The organism is Hominimerdicola alba, from assembly GCF_900112155.1.
Lineage (GTDB): Bacteria > Bacillota > Clostridia > Oscillospirales > Ruminococcaceae > Hominimerdicola > Hominimerdicola alba_D.
On the sequence record NZ_FOKQ01000050.1, the window covers coordinates 1 to 22242 of the forward strand.

The 22242-nt window shown below is 47.8% G+C and carries 18 protein-coding genes and 1 other RNA gene; 12 read left to right on the forward strand and 7 right to left on the reverse strand.

What is annotated here, in order from left to right:
- From BM265_RS17230 to recR, 9 genes are all read left to right on the forward strand, one after another.
- A partial coding sequence (locus tag BM265_RS17230; RefSeq protein ID WP_207646964.1) for an NAD(P)(+) transhydrogenase (Re/Si-specific) subunit beta occupies positions 1-1417 on the forward strand: 1417 nt, incomplete at its 5' end.
- Positions 1418-1526: 109 nt separating this feature from the next.
- Positions 1527-2993, forward strand: coding sequence for a spore germination protein (locus BM265_RS17235; protein WP_074963210.1), 1467 nt, complete (start codon positions 1527-1529; stop codon positions 2991-2993).
- Positions 2994-3056: 63 nt separating this feature from the next.
- Positions 3057-4124 carry a GerAB/ArcD/ProY family transporter gene (locus tag BM265_RS17240; protein WP_074963211.1) on the forward strand — a complete coding sequence of 356 codons (1068 nt, stop codon included), beginning with the start codon at positions 3057-3059 and terminating at the stop codon, positions 4122-4124.
- Between the two features lies 1 nt (position 4125).
- Positions 4126-5250, forward strand: coding sequence for a Ger(x)C family spore germination protein (locus BM265_RS17245; RefSeq protein WP_074963212.1), 1125 nt, complete (start codon positions 4126-4128; stop codon positions 5248-5250).
- A 622-nt stretch (positions 5251-5872) separates the two neighbouring features.
- Positions 5873-7306, forward strand: a complete 1434-nt coding sequence (locus BM265_RS17250; RefSeq protein WP_074963213.1) for a S1C family serine protease — start codon at positions 5873-5875, stop codon at positions 7304-7306.
- Between the two features lie 389 nt (positions 7307-7695).
- An RNA gene (ffs, locus tag BM265_RS17255) (signal recognition particle sRNA small type) lies at positions 7696-7795 on the forward strand.
- A 37-nt stretch (positions 7796-7832) separates the two neighbouring features.
- Positions 7833-9431 (forward strand): DNA polymerase III subunit gamma/tau, encoded by a 1599-nt coding sequence (gene dnaX, locus BM265_RS17260; RefSeq protein ID WP_074963214.1) that lies wholly within the window; start codon positions 7833-7835, stop codon positions 9429-9431.
- Positions 9432-9449: 18 nt separating this feature from the next.
- A complete protein-coding gene (locus BM265_RS17265) occupies positions 9450-9800 on the forward strand; it encodes a YbaB/EbfC family nucleoid-associated protein (protein WP_024855969.1) in 351 nt (116 codons plus the stop codon).
- Positions 9801-9803: 3 nt separating this feature from the next.
- Positions 9804-10406 (forward strand): recombination mediator RecR, encoded by a 603-nt coding sequence (gene recR / locus BM265_RS17270; RefSeq protein ID WP_074963215.1) that lies wholly within the window; start codon positions 9804-9806, stop codon positions 10404-10406.
- 70 nt (positions 10407-10476) lie between these two features.
- Here the strand turns inward: recR and BM265_RS17275 are convergent, their stop codons facing one another.
- The 4 genes from BM265_RS17275 to BM265_RS17290 form a co-directional block, all read right to left on the reverse strand.
- Complete coding sequence (locus BM265_RS17275; RefSeq protein WP_074963216.1) at positions 10477-10920, reverse strand: hypothetical protein; 444 nt, start codon at positions 10918-10920, stop codon at positions 10477-10479.
- A 164-nt stretch (positions 10921-11084) separates the two neighbouring features.
- Positions 11085-11369, reverse strand: coding sequence for a DUF1294 domain-containing protein (locus BM265_RS17280; protein WP_074963217.1), 285 nt, complete (start codon positions 11367-11369; stop codon positions 11085-11087).
- Positions 11359-11835, reverse strand: coding sequence for a tRNA adenosine(34) deaminase TadA (gene tadA, locus BM265_RS17285; protein WP_081358515.1), 477 nt, complete (start codon positions 11833-11835; stop codon positions 11359-11361). Before tadA ends, BM265_RS17280 begins: the two co-directional genes overlap by 11 nt.
- The gene (locus tag BM265_RS17290; protein WP_074963219.1) at positions 11832-12995 is read right to left on the reverse strand and encodes a CPBP family intramembrane glutamic endopeptidase; all 1164 of its coding nucleotides are present in this window, start codon (positions 12993-12995) and stop codon (positions 11832-11834) included. Before BM265_RS17290 ends, tadA begins: the two co-directional genes overlap by 4 nt.
- Before the next feature lie 179 nt (positions 12996-13174).
- On the opposite strand from BM265_RS17290, the gene spoIID reads away from it, so the two are divergent.
- Positions 13175-14113 (forward strand): stage II sporulation protein D, encoded by a 939-nt coding sequence (gene spoIID / locus BM265_RS17295; protein ID WP_074963220.1) that lies wholly within the window; start codon positions 13175-13177, stop codon positions 14111-14113.
- 204 nt (positions 14114-14317) lie between these two features.
- On the forward strand, positions 14318-15781 hold the full coding sequence (locus tag BM265_RS17300) for a C40 family peptidase (protein ID WP_074963221.1): 1464 nt from the start codon (positions 14318-14320) through the stop codon (positions 15779-15781).
- Positions 15782-15899: 118 nt separating this feature from the next.
- Here the strand turns inward: BM265_RS17300 and BM265_RS17305 are convergent, their stop codons facing one another.
- Together BM265_RS17305 and whiA are read right to left on the reverse strand one after the other, a co-directional pair.
- Positions 15900-16550, reverse strand: a complete 651-nt coding sequence (locus BM265_RS17305) for a redox-sensing transcriptional repressor Rex (protein ID WP_074963222.1) — start codon at positions 16548-16550, stop codon at positions 15900-15902.
- A 222-nt stretch (positions 16551-16772) separates the two neighbouring features.
- Positions 16773-17717 carry a DNA-binding protein WhiA gene (gene whiA, locus BM265_RS17310; protein WP_074963224.1) on the reverse strand — a complete coding sequence of 315 codons (945 nt, stop codon included), beginning with the start codon at positions 17715-17717 and terminating at the stop codon, positions 16773-16775.
- Between the two features lie 241 nt (positions 17718-17958).
- Between whiA and BM265_RS17315 the strand changes: the two genes are divergently transcribed.
- On the forward strand, positions 17959-21879 hold the full coding sequence (locus BM265_RS17315; protein ID WP_074963223.1) for a S8 family serine peptidase: 3921 nt from the start codon (positions 17959-17961) through the stop codon (positions 21877-21879).
- A gap of 165 nt (positions 21880-22044) precedes the next feature.
- Here the strand turns inward: BM265_RS17315 and BM265_RS17320 are convergent.
- Positions 22045-22242: transposase (locus BM265_RS17320; RefSeq protein WP_177219627.1), on the reverse strand; the 198-nt coding region annotated here is incomplete at its 5' end.

Sequence of the window (22242 nt, forward strand, 5' to 3'; positions counted from 1 at the left end):
TGTCCGCACCGTCTGCACGACAGTGCTCTATATGGTATCCTCTGTACTGTTTATAAGAGGCATCAAGCTTCTGGGTAAGGCAGACACAGCACGTAAGGGTAATCTGATGTCTTCCGTAGGTATGCTCATCGCAGTAGTAACCGTGCTTTTCGAGAAGCAGGTAACAGACACAGTAACAAACGGACTCATGAGCAACGCCTATATATGGGCAGTTGCAGCAATAGCTCTCGGAAGCATCATCGGTGCTATCTGGGCTAAGAAAGTTGAAATGACAGGTATGCCTCAGCTGGTTGCTCTGTTCAACGGCTTCGGCGGTCTTTCAAGCTTACTGGTGGCACTGACACAGTACATGACAGACGAAAACATCAATACATTCTCAGCTATCGCACTTGGTCTTACAGTAGCCATCGGTGCAATCGCATTCACAGGCTCGGTAGTTGCATGGGGCAAGCTGAGCGGCAAGATGTTCAAGAAGAACGTGACTATCCCTGCCAAGAACGCTATAAACGGTCTTCTGGCTGTTGTGGGACTTGTAGGCGTTGCAATCTACGCTCTGAGCATCGCAGGTGCAGTTGATGCAAGTGTAGGTACCATCGGTATCATCATCGTAACAGCTGCTTACCTGATACTGGGCTTCACAATGGTAGTTGCCATCGGCGGCGGCGATATGCCCGTTATCATCTCTCTGCTGAACGCTTTCTCGGGACTTGCAGCTGCATTTGCAGGTCTTTCAATCAGCAACAGCGTGCTGGTAGTATCCGGCTGTCTGGTAGGTACTTCGGGACTTATCCTGACACTCATCATGTGCAAGGCTATGAACAGAACTCTGTACGCACTGCTGTTCAGCAGCTTCGGTGCAACAAAGAAGGGCGCTGCTGGCGAGCAGAAAGAACCCAAGTCCATGTCTGTTGAGGATGCATATCTTATCCTCGAAGCAGCAAGCAGCGTAGTATTCATCCCCGGTTACGGTATGGCTGTTGCTCAGGCACAGCACGCTGTTAAGGAACTTTGCGACAAGCTTGAAGCTAACGGCGCAGAAGTAAACTTCGCTATCCACCCCGTTGCAGGACGTATGCCCGGTCACATGAACGTACTTCTGGCTGAAGCAAACGTACCTTACGAGCAGCTGAAGACTGCTGACGAGATGAATCCCCAGATGTCAAACACAGACGTTGCCATCGTTATAGGCGCAAACGACGTTGTTAACCCCTCCGCTATAAACGACGAGAGCTCTCCTCTTTACGGAATGCCCATCATCAACGCATTCGAGGCAAGAACTGTTTTCGTTCTCAAGCGTGGTAAGGGTACAGGCTTCTCTGGCGTTGAGAACCCCCTGTTCACCAACGACAACACCGTTATGATCTACGGCGATGCTAAGAATACTGTGGCTCAGCTGGTTAGTGAGTTTGAGGAATAAAATTCAATAGTACATTTCAGAGGACAGTTCGCTGTCCTCTTTTTTTGTGTCTGTGAATAATTCAGAAAAATCGTGGGATACTTCTGATATGAGAGAGGTGTTCCGAAATATGAGCGAACCGTACTTCAATAATATAAAAACCGAGCTGCTCCGCGCAGACCTTAAAACCAACCTGAAAATAACTCGTTCAGCCCTGGGCGATACAGCCGACCTTAACATTATTAACATAACCATCGGTAATACCGAATGCGCCATACTCTCCATCGAAGGCATGGCATCTTCACAGCTTCTGGCGGAACTTGTTTTTGAACCGCTCACCAGCTACGCAGAAAAAGAGCCCACTGCAAACCAGATAATTGAAATGCTTGAAAAGCACAGTCTTATGTCCACCGACAGACAGCTTGTCACCGATTTCGGCACACTAATTGAACTGCTGTTTTCGGGATTTGCCGCTATACTTCTCGATAGTATCCCACGCGCAATTTGTCTTGGTATACAAGGCTTTGAGAAACGCACCGTGTCTATTCCCGAAGCCGAGCAGACCATCAGCGGAGCACGTGACAGCTTCACCGAGACACTTCGCACCAATATGTCCCTGGTCCGCCGAAGGCTGAAAACTCCCGCTTTGCAGTTTGAGCTTTGCAAAGTCGGAAAGCTTTCCGTGACGGATATCTGCATTGCCCATATCGAAGGCAGAGCCAGCACTGAGACCATCAATAAGATAATGCAAAAATTGCAGTCCATTGAATTGGACACTGTCCTCAATGCAGGATATCTCATGCCTTTTCTTGACGAGACTTACAACCGTTCGATTTTCTCTGCATTAACAGTAACCGAGCGCCCGGATAACGCTTGCGCCGCACTTAACGAGGGTAAAATTTTGGTCATCATTGACGGCTCCCCGGGTTGTATACTACTGCCCACCGTCTTCGCAGACAACTTCCGAACAATGGACGATTACTGCGAAAAGCCGTTTTATGCGGCGTTTTCGCGCTGGATAAAATACGCATCGTTCCTGCTGGCGGTACTTCTGCCGGGTCTTTACACGGCGCTGGTCATGTTCCACCCCGAGGTATTTCCGCTGAAATTACTGCTGAATCTCGCAGCCGCCGAGGTTGCAACGCCCTACCCGCCTGTTGTTGAAATGCTTCTGCTGATGGTGCTTTTCGAGATAATGCGCGAGGCAGGTGTACGCCTGCCGCGGTCAGTTGGCGGGGCGGTGTCCATAGTCGGCGGACTGATAATCGGCGATGCGGCAGTAAAAAGCGGCATGGTCTCTCAGCCCCTGCTGATAGTTGTTGGCATGACCGCCACCGCATCTTTCGTACTGCCGTCACTGTATCCCGCAATAACGGTTCTTCGGCTGATTTTCATTATCGCAGGCGGTTTTGGCGGACTTTACGGTATCGCGGTAGCTTCAGCGCTGCTCATTTTCAACATTGCCGCCGTGGATCAGTACGGCACAGCATTTACCTCTCCGCTGCTGCCACTTCGCCCTCACGGCCTCAAAGATATTTTCTCCCGAGCAGGATTTCGTGAGCTGGCAAAACGTCACACCACCGTCACCGACGATTAAACTGATGTACAATTATACGGACTTATCATTCATCGGAATCCTGTACAATGGAACGGACAATTTATGACTAAACAAAAGATATCTCCAGCCGCACTGATATGCCTGCTGCTGTGCGCAAGGTGCTTCACAACCATGACCCTCTTCCCTGTCGGCATAACAGGCGGGCTAACCTATATGACAGGAGCCCTGATCTCCACGGTATTGCAGGCCTTCCTGCTGATACCCGCCGCAAAGCTTGCCGCCCGAACCCGAAAAGATCCCTGCACACTGACTTTCAACCAAAGTAAAAACTTCGGCAAAGCGGTGACACTTACTTTCCTGCTATACTTTATATATGAAGCCTTCCGCGACATCGGCGACCTCGCCTATTTCACCGATTACTTTTTCGCCGTTAACATGACAAGGGTCATGACTGTACTTTGCATTGTTCTTGCGGCGGTTTATGGGGCTCGGCTGAGCATCTCAGTCCTCGGCAGAACTGCCCGCATCACTTTTGCGGGAGTCATCATCATGCTGGCGATAATTGCCGCAGGCGCCGCCGATGACATGGAGATCACACGTTTTGATTACGCAGTTAACAACCTCCCAGCCGAGATCGCAAAGGCTGCATACGCCGAATTCTCTCGTTGTGAATGCCTTGCGCTGTTCTGCTTTCTAACTTCTGAAATCGATGGCGACCCGGAAAAGACAGCGAAGCGCTATCTCATCTCAAAAGGCACTATCATCACGATAATCGCCGCAATGGTGACATCCGTCCTCGGAACTTTCGCTTTTGCCGAAAAACTGCCCGTGTTCACCCTTGCCGCCGCATCGGAGAACCTTATAACCGAGCGCAGTGACGCAGTTTTTCTGCTGATCTGGGTGATGACAGGTATCGTCAAGCTGACTACACTTCTTTACTGTTCTGCTCGCTGTCTGCGGCTTCTGCGTCCCGCAACATCCCATATCGGGAGCGTACTTTTCGCAGGACTTCTCCCCACTGCCGCCGCACTTCCCCTGCTTCTCGGCTACGGCTGGGAAAAAGTCATCTACTCCCCTCGACCTGTCGCCCCGATAATCGTTCTGGCGCTGTTAATTCCCGCATTTCTTCTGATAGTTCATCAAAAACCAGCCACGGAAAGTGAGGTCTGAAATGAATAGAACACTTCGCTCCGACCGCGCATTTTATCTGCTAATTACCTCCGTACTGTGCTGTATCATACTGGCGGCAGGCGGAAGAAGCATCAGCATCGACAGGCGCGGGATAGTCCACGCCATGGGCATAGATCCCTGTGAAAAAGGTTACCGCGTATCTTTGCAGATATTCCAGCCCGCAGGTTCAGGCTCGGATACCGCGGTAGATGTCACAGGCGCGAATGTCGCAGTCGCCGTCAGCGAAGGCAAGACCGTCAGCGAAGCCCTTTCAGCAGCAGGAAGTTCAGCAGGAAAAGAGTTGTTTTTCGGACACTTACAGCTGATATGTCTTGGCAGTGATATCCCTCTTGATGACCCGACCGAGCTTTTCGCTTTTGCTCTCGGCAGTAAAAACATCAGTCCCTCGGCCGATATCTGCATGGCACAGGGCAAGGCTGAAGACCTCATGCAGCTTAAACTCACCGAGGACGAAACTTCGGCTGAAGCACTTTCGAGCCTTATCACAACCTCAGCCGAATACTCCCGCACCCTCAGCTGTGACCTGAAATCTCTGCTTTCGGAGGAGGGCAATGCCGCCATGCCTGTGCTTGAAGTCATAAGCGAGGGCGACACAGACAGCAGTTCGGCAGACAGTCCATCTATATCGCAAAGCGTAAGGGTAGAAGGAACAGCCGTCATCACGCGTGAGGGCAAAATTCTTCTCACAGAGAACGCATCCCTCTCAGCGGCACTTCTTTCAGGCAAAGCGAACAAAGGAAGTATAGTAACTATCCTGGATGGCGAAAGCGTGACCTCAGAGCTTGATAACTGCCACCGACACCGCACCATAACCATCAAAAACGGAAGGCTGATACTTCGCACAAATATCACCATATCCTCCCGCCCCGACCACGAGCTTGACCCGGAGCAAAGCAAAAAGCTCAGCGACGTTACCGCTTCTGCACTCGAGTCGGACTGCACAGCCCTGCAATCCGAAATGTTCCAAAGGGGCGCAGATATCTTCGGCACATCACAGCTTATAAAACAGCACTTCCCCAAACTGTGGCTGAAATACCGCGATGCCCCAGAAAAACTGCTTTCTGCGGTAGAAGCCCATGTGAATATCACGGTAAAAGTCGTGTGATGTCAGAAAATGTCAGTTCATGTTTTTTGAAATTATTCCCCATTCTATCACACAGATTTCACATCACAAGGTTATTATATTAACATCAACAGAGAATGCTTCATATTTTTTCTTCATATATTTTTTCTAAACTTCCTTAAAAAACGGCACCCCGCGCAACAGTGTGCGGGGTGCCGTTTTTACGTTGTAAATCAAGCATTCGAAAATTTTGACCGAGCAGTATTTCGCTGATTTTCTATAATGATTTTAGCTTAAACGATTTCAGAATATTCGCATTCTTTATAATTTACTGTTTTAACGATTTTAACCCCAGCGTACAGCTTCACCATATTATGTAATTTAATGTTAACAAAACTTCAAAAATCACTTCTCAAATACCCTGTTAAGACCATAATTATCTTTCAAAAATGCTTTTTTCATCATCGGGTGACACTTTTTTCACTCAGCCATCACATTAAGTGCTAAAATGAAAGATATGTGATAAATACTTCCATATTCTTTCAAGCTATTTTCATTCCGGTTTAAATTAGTTTTTAAGTTAGGGAAATATACTTTAAGCATAGAAAACAAACAGCGGCACAGACCGCCAGACGATAAATCAAATCAAAAAGGAGTATGTCTTATGGATAACATGGAAAACAACATCAATAACATTAATAATACACCCGCACAGAGCGAGAACCTCTACAGACCTGCTGAGTATTCAGCACCCGCTGCTTCGGCTCCCCGCACTAAGAACAGCAAGCTTCGTATTGCGGCACTGGCAGTAAGTTTCAGCCTGCTGGGCGGCGCACTTGGCACAGGCGGAACTTTTGCAGCTCTCAAGTATCTCAATGCTGGTTCATCTGCTGCTCAGACAAAGGCAGACGCAACAGATACCAAGGCTGAATCCTCTACAGAGAGCAACACCGAAACAGGCAAGGCAGTCATCAAGACCGCTGAATCAGGTGAAAAGGCAGTTGCAATGCAGACAGTAAAGACCGACGGCACTCAGCTGACCGCTTCCGAGGTCTATAAGAACAATGTAAACTCCACCGTAGGTATCACCACTGAGATAAGCAGCACAAACTACTTCGGCTATACCACCACAGCAGCTGCTAGCGGTTCGGGCTTCATCATCACCGATGACGGTTACATAGTTACCAACTATCACGTAATCGACGGTGCTAACAAGGTAAAGGTAACCACCTACGATAATACTTCCTACGATGCTGAGATCGTCGGCAGCGACGAGAGCAACGATATCGCCGTTCTGAAGATCGATGCAAAGGGTCTTGAAGCAGTTACCCTGGGCGATTCCGAAGCACTCAGCGTAGGCGATAACGTAGTAGCTATCGGCAACCCTCTTGGTGAGCTCACATTCACCCTGACATCAGGCGTTGTAAGCGCTATGGACAGACAGATCACAACTTCAAATTCTGTTATGATGAACCTCATCCAGACCGACTGCGCTATAAACTCCGGCAACTCGGGCGGAGCACTGTTCAATATGTACGGCGAAGTTATAGGCGTTACAAACGCTAAGTATTCCAGCAATTCCAGCACCGAGGCTTCCATAGATAATATCGGTTTCGCTATACCCATCAACACTGTTAAGGATATCGTTACCAGCATCATCGAGAACGGCTATGTTGTTAAGCCTTACATCGGTGTATCTGTTGAAACTGTAAGCAGCGATATGCAGTCCTACGGTATCCCCGAGGGTGCAGTTGTAAGACAGGTAAATGATGACTCCCCCGCAAAGGAAGCAGGTCTCGAGGTCAACGATATCGTCACCAAGATCAACGGCAAGGAGATCACATCTTCCAACGACATGGTAGCAGCTATCAGAAAGTGCAAAAAGGGCGATACCATCACCGTTACAGTTTACAGACAGGGCGAGACCAAGGAGTTCAGCATAGTTGTTGACGAGACCAAGCCCGAAGAGAAGACCGCGGACGATCAGGAACAGCAGCAGGAACAGCAGCAGAACAACCAGGGCCGCGGCAACTATCAGTATGGCTACGGCGACGAGTTCGAGGGCATGGATCCCTTTGAGTTCTTCGGCATGAGATAATTCGTAAGATAAAAAGCTCTTCATTGAAAATATGTGTAAATAACTTCTAAAAAACCTTCACCATAAGCAGCCGTGCTTCCTCCCCCTTTTAGCGCGGCTGTTTCTTTGTCTGACAGACTGCGTACTTTATTGAAGGAAACAATAAAACGCCGATAAAATGCAATTGTATATCATATCACCACCGATAAGCTTCTGAAACAGAAATCGGAAGTCCTATAAACCTATATATACAGCCTGTTTAAATATTTTTGCGAAAATTTTGTGAAAACACTTGCTTTTTTTGGAGAAGTGTGCTATAATATCTAAGTACTCCGACGAGGAAGATAATTCTATCGGCGGCAAAGACTGGAAACAGATATCCGGACGTTGATTCGATCCGAGATATGGGTGTGCGGGTCCTGTACAATGAAACGCTGTGAACCATGTCAGGCGGGGAACCGAGCAGCATTAAGCGGTTTGTTTCGTGTGTTACAGTTTCGCCTGCACGCCTATATGTCGGATCGATTTTTATTAAGGGAGTGAGAATGTGTATCAGGCTTTATACAGAAAATGGCGTCCAAGAACATTTGATGACGTTGTATCTCAGCCTCATATCACAACCACACTCAAAAACCAGATAATCTCAGGCAAAACAGCCCATGCTTACCTTTTCACAGGTTCACGCGGCACAGGTAAGACTACCTGCGCCAGAATATTTGCGAAGGCTGTAAACTGCGAAAACGGCAAGGACGGTATGCCCTGCTGTGAATGTGAGATATGCAAAGCCGCAGATAACGGCTCCCTCGGGGATATCATCGAGATAGATGCAGCATCAAATGCCAGCGTCAACGATATAAGAGAACTGCGCGAAGGCGTTATGTTCACCCCCGAGATGTGCAAATATAAAGTGTATATCATCGACGAGGTGCATATGCTTTCGGTGGGCGCGTTCAACGCTCTGCTGAAAACTATGGAAGAACCGCCTCCTCATGTTAAATTCATACTGGCGACCACCGAGATACAGAAAGTCCCCGCGACCATCGTTTCAAGGTGTCAGCACTTTGATTTCAACCGCATAAAGACCGAGGATATCGTGGCAAGGCTGACGTATATCGCAGTTCAGGAGGGTTTCACTCTCCACGAGGACGCAGCTGAGCTTATCGCAAGGCTTTCCGACGGCGGCATGAGAGACGCGCTTTCGCTTCTCGACCAGTGCGTGGCTTTCTCGGATGATATCACACTGGATACAGTATCCAGTGCTTCAGGTATCGCGGGCAGGGATTACCTTTTCGATATACTTGAAAGCATTGCCGACAAAGACGCGGCAGGGGCGCTCAAAAGGATAAATGAGCTGCACTCCATGTCAAAAGACCTTAAAGTGCTGGCAGGCGAACTTCTTGAACAGATGAGGAACGTCATGCTGGCTGCTACCATAGATAACGGCAGGGAGCTTATCACCTGTCTACCCGATGAACTAACACGCATCGAGGATATTGCAAAGAAAATGTCCCTTAATGATATACTGGGCTGCATTTCTCTTTTACAGGAAAGCTCGGATAAACTGGCTAAAAGCACCTCCAAGAGGATAGAACTGGAGATGTGCATTATAAGGCTGTGCACCTCAGGATTCGGCAAAAATGCCCCCGCAGCTGTATCTCAGTCGGCAATGCCCGACGGTGAACTGCTAAAGCGCCTTACAAGGCTCGAAGATGCAGTACGCAGCGGTACTGTGGCAGATATCCCGAAACAGGAAGTCGAAGCTCCGCCAAAACCCGAGCCCGATCCCGATTTCAAAAAGATGGATCCCTCACAGATACAGCCCATAAATAACTGGGATGGCATAGTTGATGAGATAAGCCGCAGAAATCCTGCAATAAGCGGATTTTTAAGAAAATCAAAAGCTTTTCTCGGCGGAAGCACGGTGTTCATCATCGTGGATAATGACTTTTTCTTCCAGCAGTTCAAAAAGCTAAACGCACATTCACTTATACAGGAAGTGCTAAAGGAAAATTTCGGACAGACCTTCAATATCAAAGCAAAGTCAGCTAAAAACGTTTCGCCCGAAGATAAGGAAAACCCGATCAACAGGCTGCTTGAAAAGGCTAAAAAGCTTGATATCGAAGTCGATATAAAAAAATCAAATTGAATTAAGGAGTTATTGACAATGAAAGCAAGAGTTCCCAACGGAATGGGCAAAGGTCCTTCCAACAATATGAATCAGATGTTAAAGCAGGCACAGAAGATGCAGGATCAGATCACTGCTCTTCAGGCAGACCTTGAACAGAGAGAATTCAAGGGCACTGCAGGCGGCGGAGTTGTTGAAGTTACTATCAACGGCAAGAGAAACGTACTCGATCTGAAGATCGCTCCCGAGATAGTTAATCCCGAGGAGATCGAGGATCTGCAGGATATGGTAAAGGCTGCATTCAATGCTGCTGTTGACAATCTGGACGAGATCAGCGATGCTGAGATGCAGAAGCTGACAGGCGGCGTATCCTTCCCCGGCCTGTTCTAAGAAATGGCTGAAACAAACGCACTGCCTCTCGTACTGCTTACCGAGCAGTTCGCAAAGCTGCCCGGCATAGGTATGAAATCCGCCCAGAGATTAGCTTATCACGTTATGCGTATGAGCGATAAGGACGCAGAGGCTTTCGCCAACGCGGTACTTAATGTACATAAAAATGTACATCTCTGCAAGGAATGTCAGAACTATACTGACAGACACCTTTGCCCCATCTGCGACGATGACAGACGCGACCACGGCGTGATATGTGTGGTGGAAAGTCCACAGGATATCACTGCTATCGAGCGCACGGGAGAGTATAAGGGCGTATATCATGTGCTGCATGGTCTGATATCCCCCATAAACGGAGTATCACCCGATGACCTCAAAATAAAGGAGTTGCTTGCAAGGATAAATTCAGGCATCGCCGATGAAGTCATCATGGCGACCAACCCCACAGTTGAGGGCGATGCAACAGCCTTTTATATCTCAAAACTGCTGAAACCCCTCGGGGTAAAAGTCACAAGACTTGCCTTCGGACTGCCCATAGGCGGTCAGCTGGAGTATGCAGATGAGATAACGCTGTTTAAAGCTCTCGAAAACCGCAGCGAGATATAAAACAAAACACAAAGCATCTTCACTTTTTAGCGAAGATGCTTTTTTATTGTATAAAATTCAAAACGACCTCTCATGTATTACAGCTATCCGACGAACTGTCATCAGCGTAAAATATGCTGTGTATGAAAAACGACAACACCAGTTCGATCACAGCTAATACATAGATCAGGCAACCTAAATAAAATAAGCCAAAACCATCCCAGCCGCCTACAAATTCACTTATCAATATCGTCAGCGTTCCCGCAAGCACAAGACCGTAATATATCACCGAATTGATCTTATAGAACTTTCTGCTTTCTGCGTATTCCGCTGCAACCTTATCCTTCCAAAGTCCGCTCATCGTAAATATAAAAGCAAATGACGCGATAAATACTTTCACCAAGAAATCATAATCGAGTTGGTCTAGTCCACTATCCCTAAATATGTGTCCGATCGACCATACAGCAGCTGAAATGAACACTACCGATTTCAGAAAAGTAAGCACAGTCAGTAAAAGACTTCTGATAAATTTCATATTGATGCCCCCTTGAGCCTTTTATTGTCTTGTAAATAATATCACATATTCCCCCACAAGTCAATGAAAGCAAGGTATTTCTTTCCTGAAAGCCAAGTGATAAACTCTCTCACAAAAACAAAACCCTCCGCCGCTGAAATACCGCCAGCGACAAAGGGTGCGATTCATTTTATAAGTTTATAGTAAACAAGCGCCGTAAGTGCCGCCTCGGCAAAAAGTATAATCGGCAGACCCACCGAAAACTTCGGCTTTTTCGTCTTGTGATGAAATACCATCATACCCGTCAGACCGCCCAATATGCCGAATACCGCGGCGATGATAAGGGTCTTTTCGGGGATACGCCATTTATCATGCTTTGCTTTCAGCTTGTCGATGCCGTAAAGCAGAAACACAGCCAGATTCACCGCGCCGTAGATGCACAGAAGCACCATGCCTATCTTATCCATCATTCTTAGCCTTTCTTATCCGCAGTCCCCTGAAAAACTCCGTAAGTGCCGCGGCACATTCTTCTTCCATCACGCCGCCGATACATTCGGGCTTGTGATTGTATGGCAGTGCAAACAGATCCACCACCGAGCCGCATGAGCCTGCTTTCTTGTCATACGCCCCGAATATCACCCGCTCCACACGGGAGTTTATCACAGCACCCGCACACATGGGACAGGGCTCAAGCGTAACATAAAGCTCGCAGTCGATGAGCCGCCAGCCGCCAAGCTTGCGGCTTGCTTCCTCAATAGCAACTATCTCCGCATGGGTCAGGGGTGAACGTCCGTATTCCCGCCTGTTGAACCCTCTGCCGACTATCTCACCTGTGCTCTTTTTGATGACAACCGCCCCCACAGGCACTTCGTCCTCCTCAGCCGCAAGAGCCGCCAGCTCCAGCGCCTTGCGCATATACATCTCGTCCCGTGTCACTGACCTATCCTCATATTCACTATCGTGAGTATCAGCGCACATACGAACCACATAGCAACTGTATTCGACGAAAGCATGAGCTTTACCTTCTTTGTGAAAGTCAGCTCCGATTCACGTGTATCCGCATTGAAAGTCCAGTCATTGCGGTAGTTGAGCCTTGTATACGCCACCAGAGCACCAATGCATATCAGTATGCAAAGTGCTATGGCAAGTATGCGACCCAGCGAAGGATTGAGCATACCCACATACACAACCATATAATTAACCGTAGTAGTCACCGAGTGCATCAGTATCGCCGTAACGATAGAACCAGAGCGCACCGTGAATACGCCTATGACCATGGAGCAGAGTATAGAAAATCCCATGTAGCTCAGGTCGTAGAAACACAGCCCGCAGGCGATGCTTGCCACAGCCACCGCAAAGGAATCTCCGAACTGGCGGAAGCTCTGCAAAACGAGCCCCCTGAAAAGCATCTCGCACAGCACAGGCATTATTACGCAGTTATAGACCGCTGATATTATCTGTACAATCGGCTCGCTGCTGTCAAACATATATATGTATACGCTGTCCACATTTACAACGCTGAGTATCATCGAAAGCAAGGTGCTTGCAAGTCTGCCCATAACGATTATCATGAGCATTATCATTATCGCCGTTACCCTGAATTCCGCCGTGTTATTTTTTTTGCCCGAAGGCAGCGCCACCTTTCGCGGAAGCTTTGAGCGCATCTGGTATATTATTATCGCAGTTACGTATTTAAGTGTGCTGATGCAGGTAAAAAGTATGCAGGGTAATGTCTCAGAATTTCCGATGGTGTATCTTTTTGAAAAATATACCACACCACAGGGACCGCCATTCATATACACAGCAAGCAGATAATTCACTACATCGAACATCAGCATGACCAGCATCACTGCACCCAGCAGCCTCAGACAATTATGAAGTGTCTGGCTCTCAGCAGTATCAGCACCGTGTTTTATGAAGCCTCTGCCCGCAATATAGGAATGCTCACGCGAATCATGTACATAGTTGAAGGAATACTGATTTGATTCATCTGTACGCCATTTGAAATAAGCGTCTTCATACTCCTCATTCTGATTTCTGTAAGTACGTTCTTTAGCAACGTTGCGGACAAAACTTTTATCCTTCTTGCCTGCCATCTGCTCACCCCCCGTGAGATAATCAACACTTATGATATTATAACATAATCTATCCCAAAAGTAAAGTATAAATAAACAAATTTTACAATTCCATATTAAAATAATTGGTTCTTGATCCTCACTCCGCAGCATATAATAATATAGTACAGCATACCATTCCCCGATAGGAGGCAGATAATATGAGATCCGACCTGCAATGCGCCATCGTGCTGACCATATGCATGGCACTGATACCCTGTCTGGTCTTCACAGGAGTAAAAGGTAGAGATACCGCCGAAATGACAGTAGGTGTATACATGACAGCCGAAGACAAGGTCGAAGAATACTCCCTTGAAGACTACATCGTAGGCGCTGTCCTCTCCCAGATGCCAGCTGATTTTAGTGAAGAAGCGTTAAAAGCTCAGGCAGTCCTTGCCAGAACATACATATACCGCCGCAGTATGACCGAAGAGGACTCCCCTACCAAATCGCTCCACGGCGCACTTATCAGCGATGACGAACACACCTACCAGAGCTTTTTCACCCCCGACGAAGCCAGAAAATTCTACGGTGAAAACTACAAAAAAGCCCGCAGTCGTGTGCTGAAAGCCGTCCGCGCTGCACCCTGGATACTGACTTATCAAGGCGAGCCCATAACCCCCGCCTACCATTCAGCATCATCGGGTATGACTGAGAGCGCCCTATGCGCATGGGGACAGGATATCCCCTATCTGCAGCCCGCAGATAGCATCAGTGATACCGAATTAAAGGGCATCGAAAGCACTGTGACCCTGACCCTTGATGATATGTGTGATATATCCAACGAAAGCTTCGGCATCACACTAACAGGCTCTCCCGAAAGCTGGCTGACCACCGAGCGAAACAAGCGCGATTACGTGACCTCGGTTACTCTCGGGGGCACAGCGGTGAATGTTCAGCAATTTGTCAGCGCTTTCGGCATAGCCTCACCATGCTTCACATATGAAACAAGCGGAGATACTTTCGTATTCACCGCAAAAGGCTTCGGACATATGGTGGGCATGAGCCAGTACGGCGCAAATTCGATGGCAGAAAATGGCAGTTCCTGTGAAGAAATACTCGCCCACTACTTCAAAAACTGCACCCTGAAAGATGAATAGACCACCACGGAAAAAGTTTCACCAACTATTCACAATGTAAGCAAAATGTAACTTTTTCCGATGTTTCAAAGCCCGTAAAAATCCGATTTTACGTGTGTTCAGAAATATTTAACTTGACAAAACAGCCGGAAATGAGTATAATTATGGTTAATGATTACGTTATGGTTACAAATTTTCACGACAGTTGAAAGGATAGACCGAAAAATGATCACCAACAAATATACAGTCAAGAAAGCAATCGCCTTCTGCCTTGCACTTACTATTGCAGCAGGCGTTTTCGGCGGAGCAGGCAAAAGGGATACTGCCATCAGCACAGCAGCAGCTCCCCAGCAGGAGCAGGATCAGTATGAAGCTGAGCTGGAATTGCTGAAAGCCGAACAGGAAGCTCTTGACAAGAAGATAGCGGAAGCCGATGCTGAGTTTGAAAAGCAGAAGGGCGATCTCGAAGCCCTGAAAGCAAGGTATACCGCAGTTAAAGCAAAGATAGACAACGTTGAGGAGCAGCTCACAAAGAACGAGGACGCTATGGTCGAGCTGGACACCCGCCTGAGAAAAGCCAGAAACGACCTGGAAAACAAGAACAAAGAGATCGAAGTTCTAAAGGACGAGTTCATGAAAAGACTGAAGTCCATGTATGTGGCAGGCGGAATAAGTTCATACGAGAACGTACTGGTAAATTCCACCGATTTCTTTGATGTGCTGATGCGCTTTGAACTTGTAAAGCGCGTTGCAGCCCACGATGATGAAGCGCTGGATACTCTTATGGAGAAAAAACGTGAGATCGAAGCCGTTAAGGCTGAGATCGAGGAAAGCTCCGAAAAGCTGAAAAAACAAACGGCTGAGTATTCCGATATGATGGAAGAGCTCAAAACCGAGAAAAAGTCGCTGAAGAAACTCATCGACAGCGCTGACGGCAAACTGGATACCATGGCTCTCGATAAGGCAGCTCTTGAACTCCGCTCAGCAGAACTGACCGAAGCAAGAAAGACTGCCACAACTACCACCACCACGGCTCCCAAGACTACCACAGAGGATAAGGACGATGAGACTTCAAAGAGCGAAGCTTCGTCCACCAAGCAGACAACTGCACCCTCTGAGGACGAGCCCGAGGATACACCCACCGAGACAACCAAGAAGAAAACGACCACAACGTTAAATCAGGAAGAACCCGAACCTGAGACAGATCCCGTTACCGAGCCTCAGCCCGAACCGGAGCCAGATCCTGAACCTCAGCCGGAACCTGAGCCCGAGCCCGAACCCGAGCCCGAACCTCAGCCGGTAGATGATTCACGCCAGAGCAAAATAAACACCGTAATGGAATACGCACGCAGCAACGTCGGCGGAGCCTATGTATGGGGCGGATCGAGCTTCCGCGCCAACGACTGCTCAGGACTTGTAATGCTCAGCTATGCCCAGATAGGCGTAAATCTGCCCCACCTTGCATCATCCCAGGCGGGCTATGGCACAGCAGTCAGCTACGGCGAGCTTCAGGAAGGCGACCTTGTTTTCTTCGGCTACGGCGGAATAGGCAGTATATACCACGTAGCTATATACAACGGCAACGGAAGGATAGTCCACGCTGCAAACAGCAATGACGGCATTATATTCTCCGACCTTGCAAGCTTCTCTATCTACAATCCGATAGTATGCATGCGCAGGATTATATGATACCCATAAAAGACATAACGTAAAAACAGCCCCGAAGCATTTAACAAGCTTCGGGGCTTTGTATATCGCAAACCTAAGAAAACTGCCAAAAGAGAAATTTGGCAGTTTTCGCGACCAATTATTCCTCTTCCGCCTTACTCAGCTGATTAGTACGATAAGTCAGCGTCAGCAGGCTGTCTCCCAGATGCACGTTCTCGACCTCGATACCCTTGTGGTCAATGGTGAGATCGTAATGCGAAAAATTCCAGAATGACTTTATACCCAGCTCGACAAGCTTGTCCGCTATCGCCTGTGTATTTGCCTTTGGTATACAAAGCACCGCGATAACAGGGTGCTCCTCTTTGCAGAATTCCTCTATCTCATCGGTGTGACGTATTGCGATACTGCCCACAGTCTCACCAGTAAGCCTTGGGTTAGCGTCAAAAATTCCCGCCAGCCTGCATCCTCTAGTGCCGAAATTTATGTGCATGGCTATGGCCTTGCCCAGATTTCCCGCACCGATCAGAATGGTAGGAAACTCCTTATCCACACCGAGGATATGACCTATCTCGTCCCTGAGTGAAGCCACGTGGTAGCCGTATCCCTGCTGACCGAATCCGCCGAAACAGTTGAGATCCTGCCTTATCTGCGAAGCCGTAAGATTCATCCTCTCCGAAAGCTCCCTCGAAGAGATCCTCTCGACGCCCTGCTTTTCAAGCTCGCCCAGAAATCTGTAATATCTCGGCAGACGCTTTATCACCGATGTTGATATATTACCATTTTTAGCCATCTTCTAAGCCCTCCCGAGTTATCTCGTGCTTATCTATAAACTTTGTTAAGCTGAAATTAATTGTGTTGACATAAGTTGCCTTTGTCAAATAAATAACGATAATATTATATACCCAAATCCCGCATTTGTCAAGTGCAAAAGCCCTACATTCATGGAAATCAACTTATAATCTTTTTGATATCCGGCGGTATCAGAATAATGATGTTCATGAACGGCAGCCGTTCACTCGTCTGTAACCCGAGCACCCTGATCAATACCGTGCTTTTTTCTGAGTTCTTCCGCAATCTCCGAAAGTTTCTGCAAACGGTGATTCGCTCCCGAACGTGATATGGGCGGGACCATCTCCGCCCCAAGCTGTTTCAAGTTGTAATCGGGGTTCTCCAGACGAAGCTCCGCCATTTCCTTTAACTGCTCAGGCAAAGCTGAAAGCCCGATCTTCTGGTCTATAAGCTCGATATCCGCCACCTGACGTTCCGCTGCACGCAATGTCTTGTCGATATTGGCGTTATCGCAGTTCATGGCACGGTTTATCTTATTGCGGACGTCCTTTTCCATCTTCACGTTCATAAGCTCGATAGAACACATGGTAGCCCCCATCAGGGTCAGCATATCTATTATGTTCTCCGATTCCTTTATGTACATCACCTGAGCGTCCTTGCGCTCAACGTGCTTGGGGATTATCTCATGACGTTCGATAAGCAGCAGACCAAGGTCGTTGCAAAGGTCGAGGGTAGGCATAACGAACTCCATGTGATACTTTTTGCTGGGGTCGTTTACCGAACCGCAGGCAAGGAATATACCCGCTGCAAGAAATGGGAAAAACTTGTCCTTTGGCAGATATTCCTCCGTCAGCCGTCTGCTTTCGTCCATGCCGAAATATTCCAGAAGATATATCCTCTGACCCTTGTCGGGTATGGTAAGACTGTACAGCGTAACTCCGCTGCGCCTTTCAGCCTCGCTGATTTCCACAGCACCCTCGTCTTTAAGTATCCTGCAAACGTTCCTGACAAAGAAATCCTTTACCAACGTATTCTCCGTCAGAAAAAGTATCTCCCTGTCACTGAGCTCATTACAGCAGCAAAGCAGCCCCATCAGACAGGCATCAGCCTTCTGTGAGGTGTTTATCCTCTCGATTATCTCAGATTTTACTCTATATGAAAAAGACATTTCGTCCACTATCATCACTCCCGATGGTATTATAGCACATATCAGCGCAAAAGTAAAGCAGTATCAGCATCTTTACCTCTATCATGACAATCCTGTGTATTCTTAAAATATTCATAATAAATCAGATGGTTATTGACAAATAGCAAGGGTTAAGGTATAATTATCAGTGGTATGTATAGCCCGAAAAATGCTGTACAAAGAATAATCATTCGATTATAATATCATTAAGAGAGGTGACAAAATGAACAAAGAATTGTTCAAAAGAATGACAGGGCTGATATCCGCCCTTGCTATCACAGCATCGTCAGTGCTGCCATCCGCAGCCCAGGCGGTGGAAACAGCGGACAACGGCACCGAGTATAACGATATCATACACGTCATAGTCGAACTCTACGGCGACCCTATACTCGCTGCCGATACAGGCGATATGGGCTCGGATTATCTCGATACCACCGACGCACAGAGAAGATCACATCAGCTGGAGGATCTCAGAAAAAACGCTTTCAGCGAGATACTCTCCATTTATCCCGATGCAGAACTGGATTTCAACTACGATGCCGTATTCAACGGCTTTTCCTGTACTCTGCCAAGTGAGCTTCTCGATGAAGCTGAAGCCCTTCCCGCAATTAAGAATGTCTCGGTTTCTCACAAAAACCAGGCACCGGATCTTTATGAGAGCCTCGATTGTACAGGAGCATATTCTTTTTCTTCCAAAACAGGTCTTACAGGCAAAGGAAAGGTCATCGCCGTTATCGATACCGAACTCAAGACCACTCACGAAATGTTCGCCCCTCTTATGGACATATCATCGGTAAAGCTCACCAAGGCGGATATCGCTGACGCCGCCAAGAACCGTAACCTCAATTTCGATATCGACCCCGATTCCGCATACGTCAGCAGCAAGATACCCTATGCCATCTCACTGGTAAATACTAAAAACTGCTACAAAGTCGACAGCAACAAAGACAGTATGTACCACGGCACACACGTATGTGGCATCGCGGCAGGCAACAGGGTAAGTCCTTATATGGAACAATTTGAAGACTACAGGGATATGAGCGGCGTTGCACCCGATGCACAGCTGATATTCATGGCAGGCTTCACACAGTACCTCGATGAGCGCCCCACCATCAATGACAATGTTGCAGTTGCAGGCATCGAGGACGCTATAAAGCTCGGTGCAGATGTGGTAAGTCTCAGCTTCGGCGGAACATACTTTGACGACGAACAGATCGAGCTTTACAATACGGTACTCGAAAATGCCGATAATGCAGGCGTTGTGGTATGCGCCGCAGCGGGCAACTCAGGCTGGCCCTCACATACCACCGGGGATGTTGACAGAAGCACGCTCGATTCCCCGGGTCTAATGGATGATATGTTCACCGTCGCAGCAGCAAGCGTGATCTCCACCGAACTTAACATCATAAAGCTCGCAGACGGAACTAAGCTGCCCTGTTCTATATTGGCGCCGAAGCCTGTAAATAAAGATACCGAATACGAATTCGTATACTGCGGCACAGGCAGCGAGGAAGAACTCAAATCAGCAGGTGTCGAAGGCAAGATCGCCCTCGTAGATGAGTTTAACGATGATGACGATTTCACTGCCATCGCCGAGGCAGCAGACAAAGCAGGCGCCGCAGGTCTCATGTTCTGTTCCGATGATGAGTTCTACTATGTCGGCTGTTATGAAAGCGATGATTTCTTCACCATAGGTGTCAATATCGATGGTTCAAATCTCATCAAAGCGCAGGAAGATCACCGCCTGTTCTTCAGGACAAATACCTTTATGGATTACTTCCTTAAAGATATGGCATATTTCTCCTCCCACGGCGGTCTTGAAACACTTGAACTCAAACCAGATATCAGCACCCCCGGAGATAATATATACTCCGCTTCATACAGCGGATATACGTATATGGACGGCACCTCTATGGCAACTCCCTTTGCCGCAGGCTGTTCCGCACTGGCTGAGCAGTATATCGAAGAACAGGGCTGGGACGTTTCCGGCAGCGAAAAAGTCCGCCTTGTAAAAAATCTGCTGATGAACACCGCTGACCCTATACGTGAATCCGGCGTACCCTATTCTCCCAGGATACAGGGCGCAGGTCTTGTAAATCTGGAAGAACTGGCGAACTGCACCGTCACCATGACAAACAGCGGCAAAGCCTCGGTCTGCTTGGGTGATATGGTGGGAGATGAATTCAGCTTCGATGTCACCCTGCATAACTACGGCAGTTCCGACGTTGTTTTCAACAGCGCCGAGCTTGAAATGACACACGAGACCACAGAGGCCAGCGATCTGTGCAATGGAGACGCTATATCCGATATACCGGCAGCACTTGGTGCCGCAGCGTCATTCTCAGCCGATACCGTCACAGTTCCCGCAGGTGGCGAAGCTACCCTGACCGTCTCAGTTACCATTGATGCCGATGACGCAGCCGCTCTCAACAGTATTTTCGAAAACGGATGGTTCACCGAGGGCTACCTCACTCTTTCGGGTGCTGAAAACTGCTGCGACGTTTCTATCCCGATAACAGGCTTTCACGGCGACTGGAACGCGCCCCCGATCATCGGAGAAGATTATGCCGCCGATAATACAAGGCTTATTGAGAATGTCCTCGAACAATACCTCTTCTCCACAAATATCCCTGCTTCGGTATCTATCGCCAAGGCTCTCACACTGTATAAGAACCGTTCCGCTGAGGACTACTGCCCGGATCTTGACCCCGCGCCCCGACACGGATATGTAATATCGCAGAGCGCAGTATCAACAGAAGAAAGCCCTGAACTTATGCGTTATGGCATCGTTCCCAAACGCAGCTGCATAATCAAGGGGTATACCCTGACCGATGAGAATGGCAATGTAGTTTATACAGAAGAAATTAATGAAGAGGGTTTTGCTGACTCCGAAAAGGATCTTTTTATCTTCCAGGATGATATTTTGAAAAGCGGAAGATATACCCTGGATATCACATCAGAGCTTTTACAGAGCCGCGGCGAAAAGGTACAGCAGAAAAAGTCCATAGAAATAACTGTCGATAACGACCCGCCCGAGCTCAGCGATGTAAGCATAAAAAAAGAGAATGGCAAAAAGATACTCACTGTAACCGCAAAAGACCCCGAACTCGAAGGCTTCTACATCACCGGAACAGGCAAGGGATGCGTAAAGGGCTCTTCCAATAAAAGAGGTTATACCTCAGATGATTTCAAAAACGTCTTCCAGTACTTTGAACCCTGTGCCCTTTACGTTTCCGATCCGGAAAGAGGCGCAGGTTCTTACAGCAAAAACAGCACCAGCTCCGCTACGCTCAATGAGATCCTCTTTGATATATGGCAGGATAATACCTATGATCTCGGCTACAATTTCATTGACGCAGTACCCGCAGAACCCGATGAGAACGGCTGTATGACCATCGAATACGATGTCACCGACCTTACCGACTATACCATAAGTATTGCCGACAGAGGCTATAATATCGTAAGCTATTCCGAAGATGCGCCTTTAGTAAGCAATATCCCGGGTATCATCGAGGCTAAGGAAGATTCTCCTGTAAGCAAACTCACACCCCCGACCTACACCTTCGACGGCGAAGTGACCTCCGAAGGCTGGGAGTACTACAATTACTACGCAGGCGAATGGATACCACTTAAAGCTTCTGATTTGCTTCACAGCCGCTTACATGGCGTAAAGATCAGGTACGCTGTATACTCCGGCAATAAGGCAGGCTACAGCAATTCCGCGTTAATTTACATAACCGACAGAATGATGATCCATGTATCTGTATATTCGGATGGTCAGCTGCTGATGGACGACATGATGCTTCCGGGAGGAAATCTCGATCGTGAAATGTTCAACTATGATCCAAATACATCCTACCGCGTCGTTATGGAAGCTGAAGGATATGTAACAAGGATCATGGAGTTTAAAGGCCAAAACAGCCCCGATGATCTGGATATATACTTATACCATCTGGGCGATACCAACGGCGATAAGACTGTAAATATCTCCGATATAACCAGAACAGCCGCCTTCGTAAAGGGCAAAAAGATGCTCAGCGACTACGAACAGAAAGTCGCTGATGTAAACCGCGACGGCAAAGTTAATATCACCGATATAATAAGGCTTGCAGCAAGGGTAAAGGGCAAAAGAAACTTCTCATGACCCTTGGATCAGCAAGAGGCTGTTGCAACCGCAGCACCCTCTAACCATATCCGAACATCAGAGTAAAAAAACATATTAACTGGTGAAATAAGCTGTTTCAGAGCGCACACCCCCAAGCCCTCTTCAAAAAAAGAGGACTCGGGGGTGTTATGTTCTGCTGGGTTTTTATGCCGTTTTCAGTTCAAAAAGAGAAATTCCAAGTCGGTTTTCTGAGATCTTAGCAAAAAGCTTCTTTATGTTGTATGCAAGTCCCAACAAAAGGAACTCAGTTCTGATGTTGTTTTTGCCCCTGCACAGGAATCTTCTGAAGCCATGATCCTGTTTCAGCACTCCGAATACGCCTTCAGCCTGTATGCTTCGGTT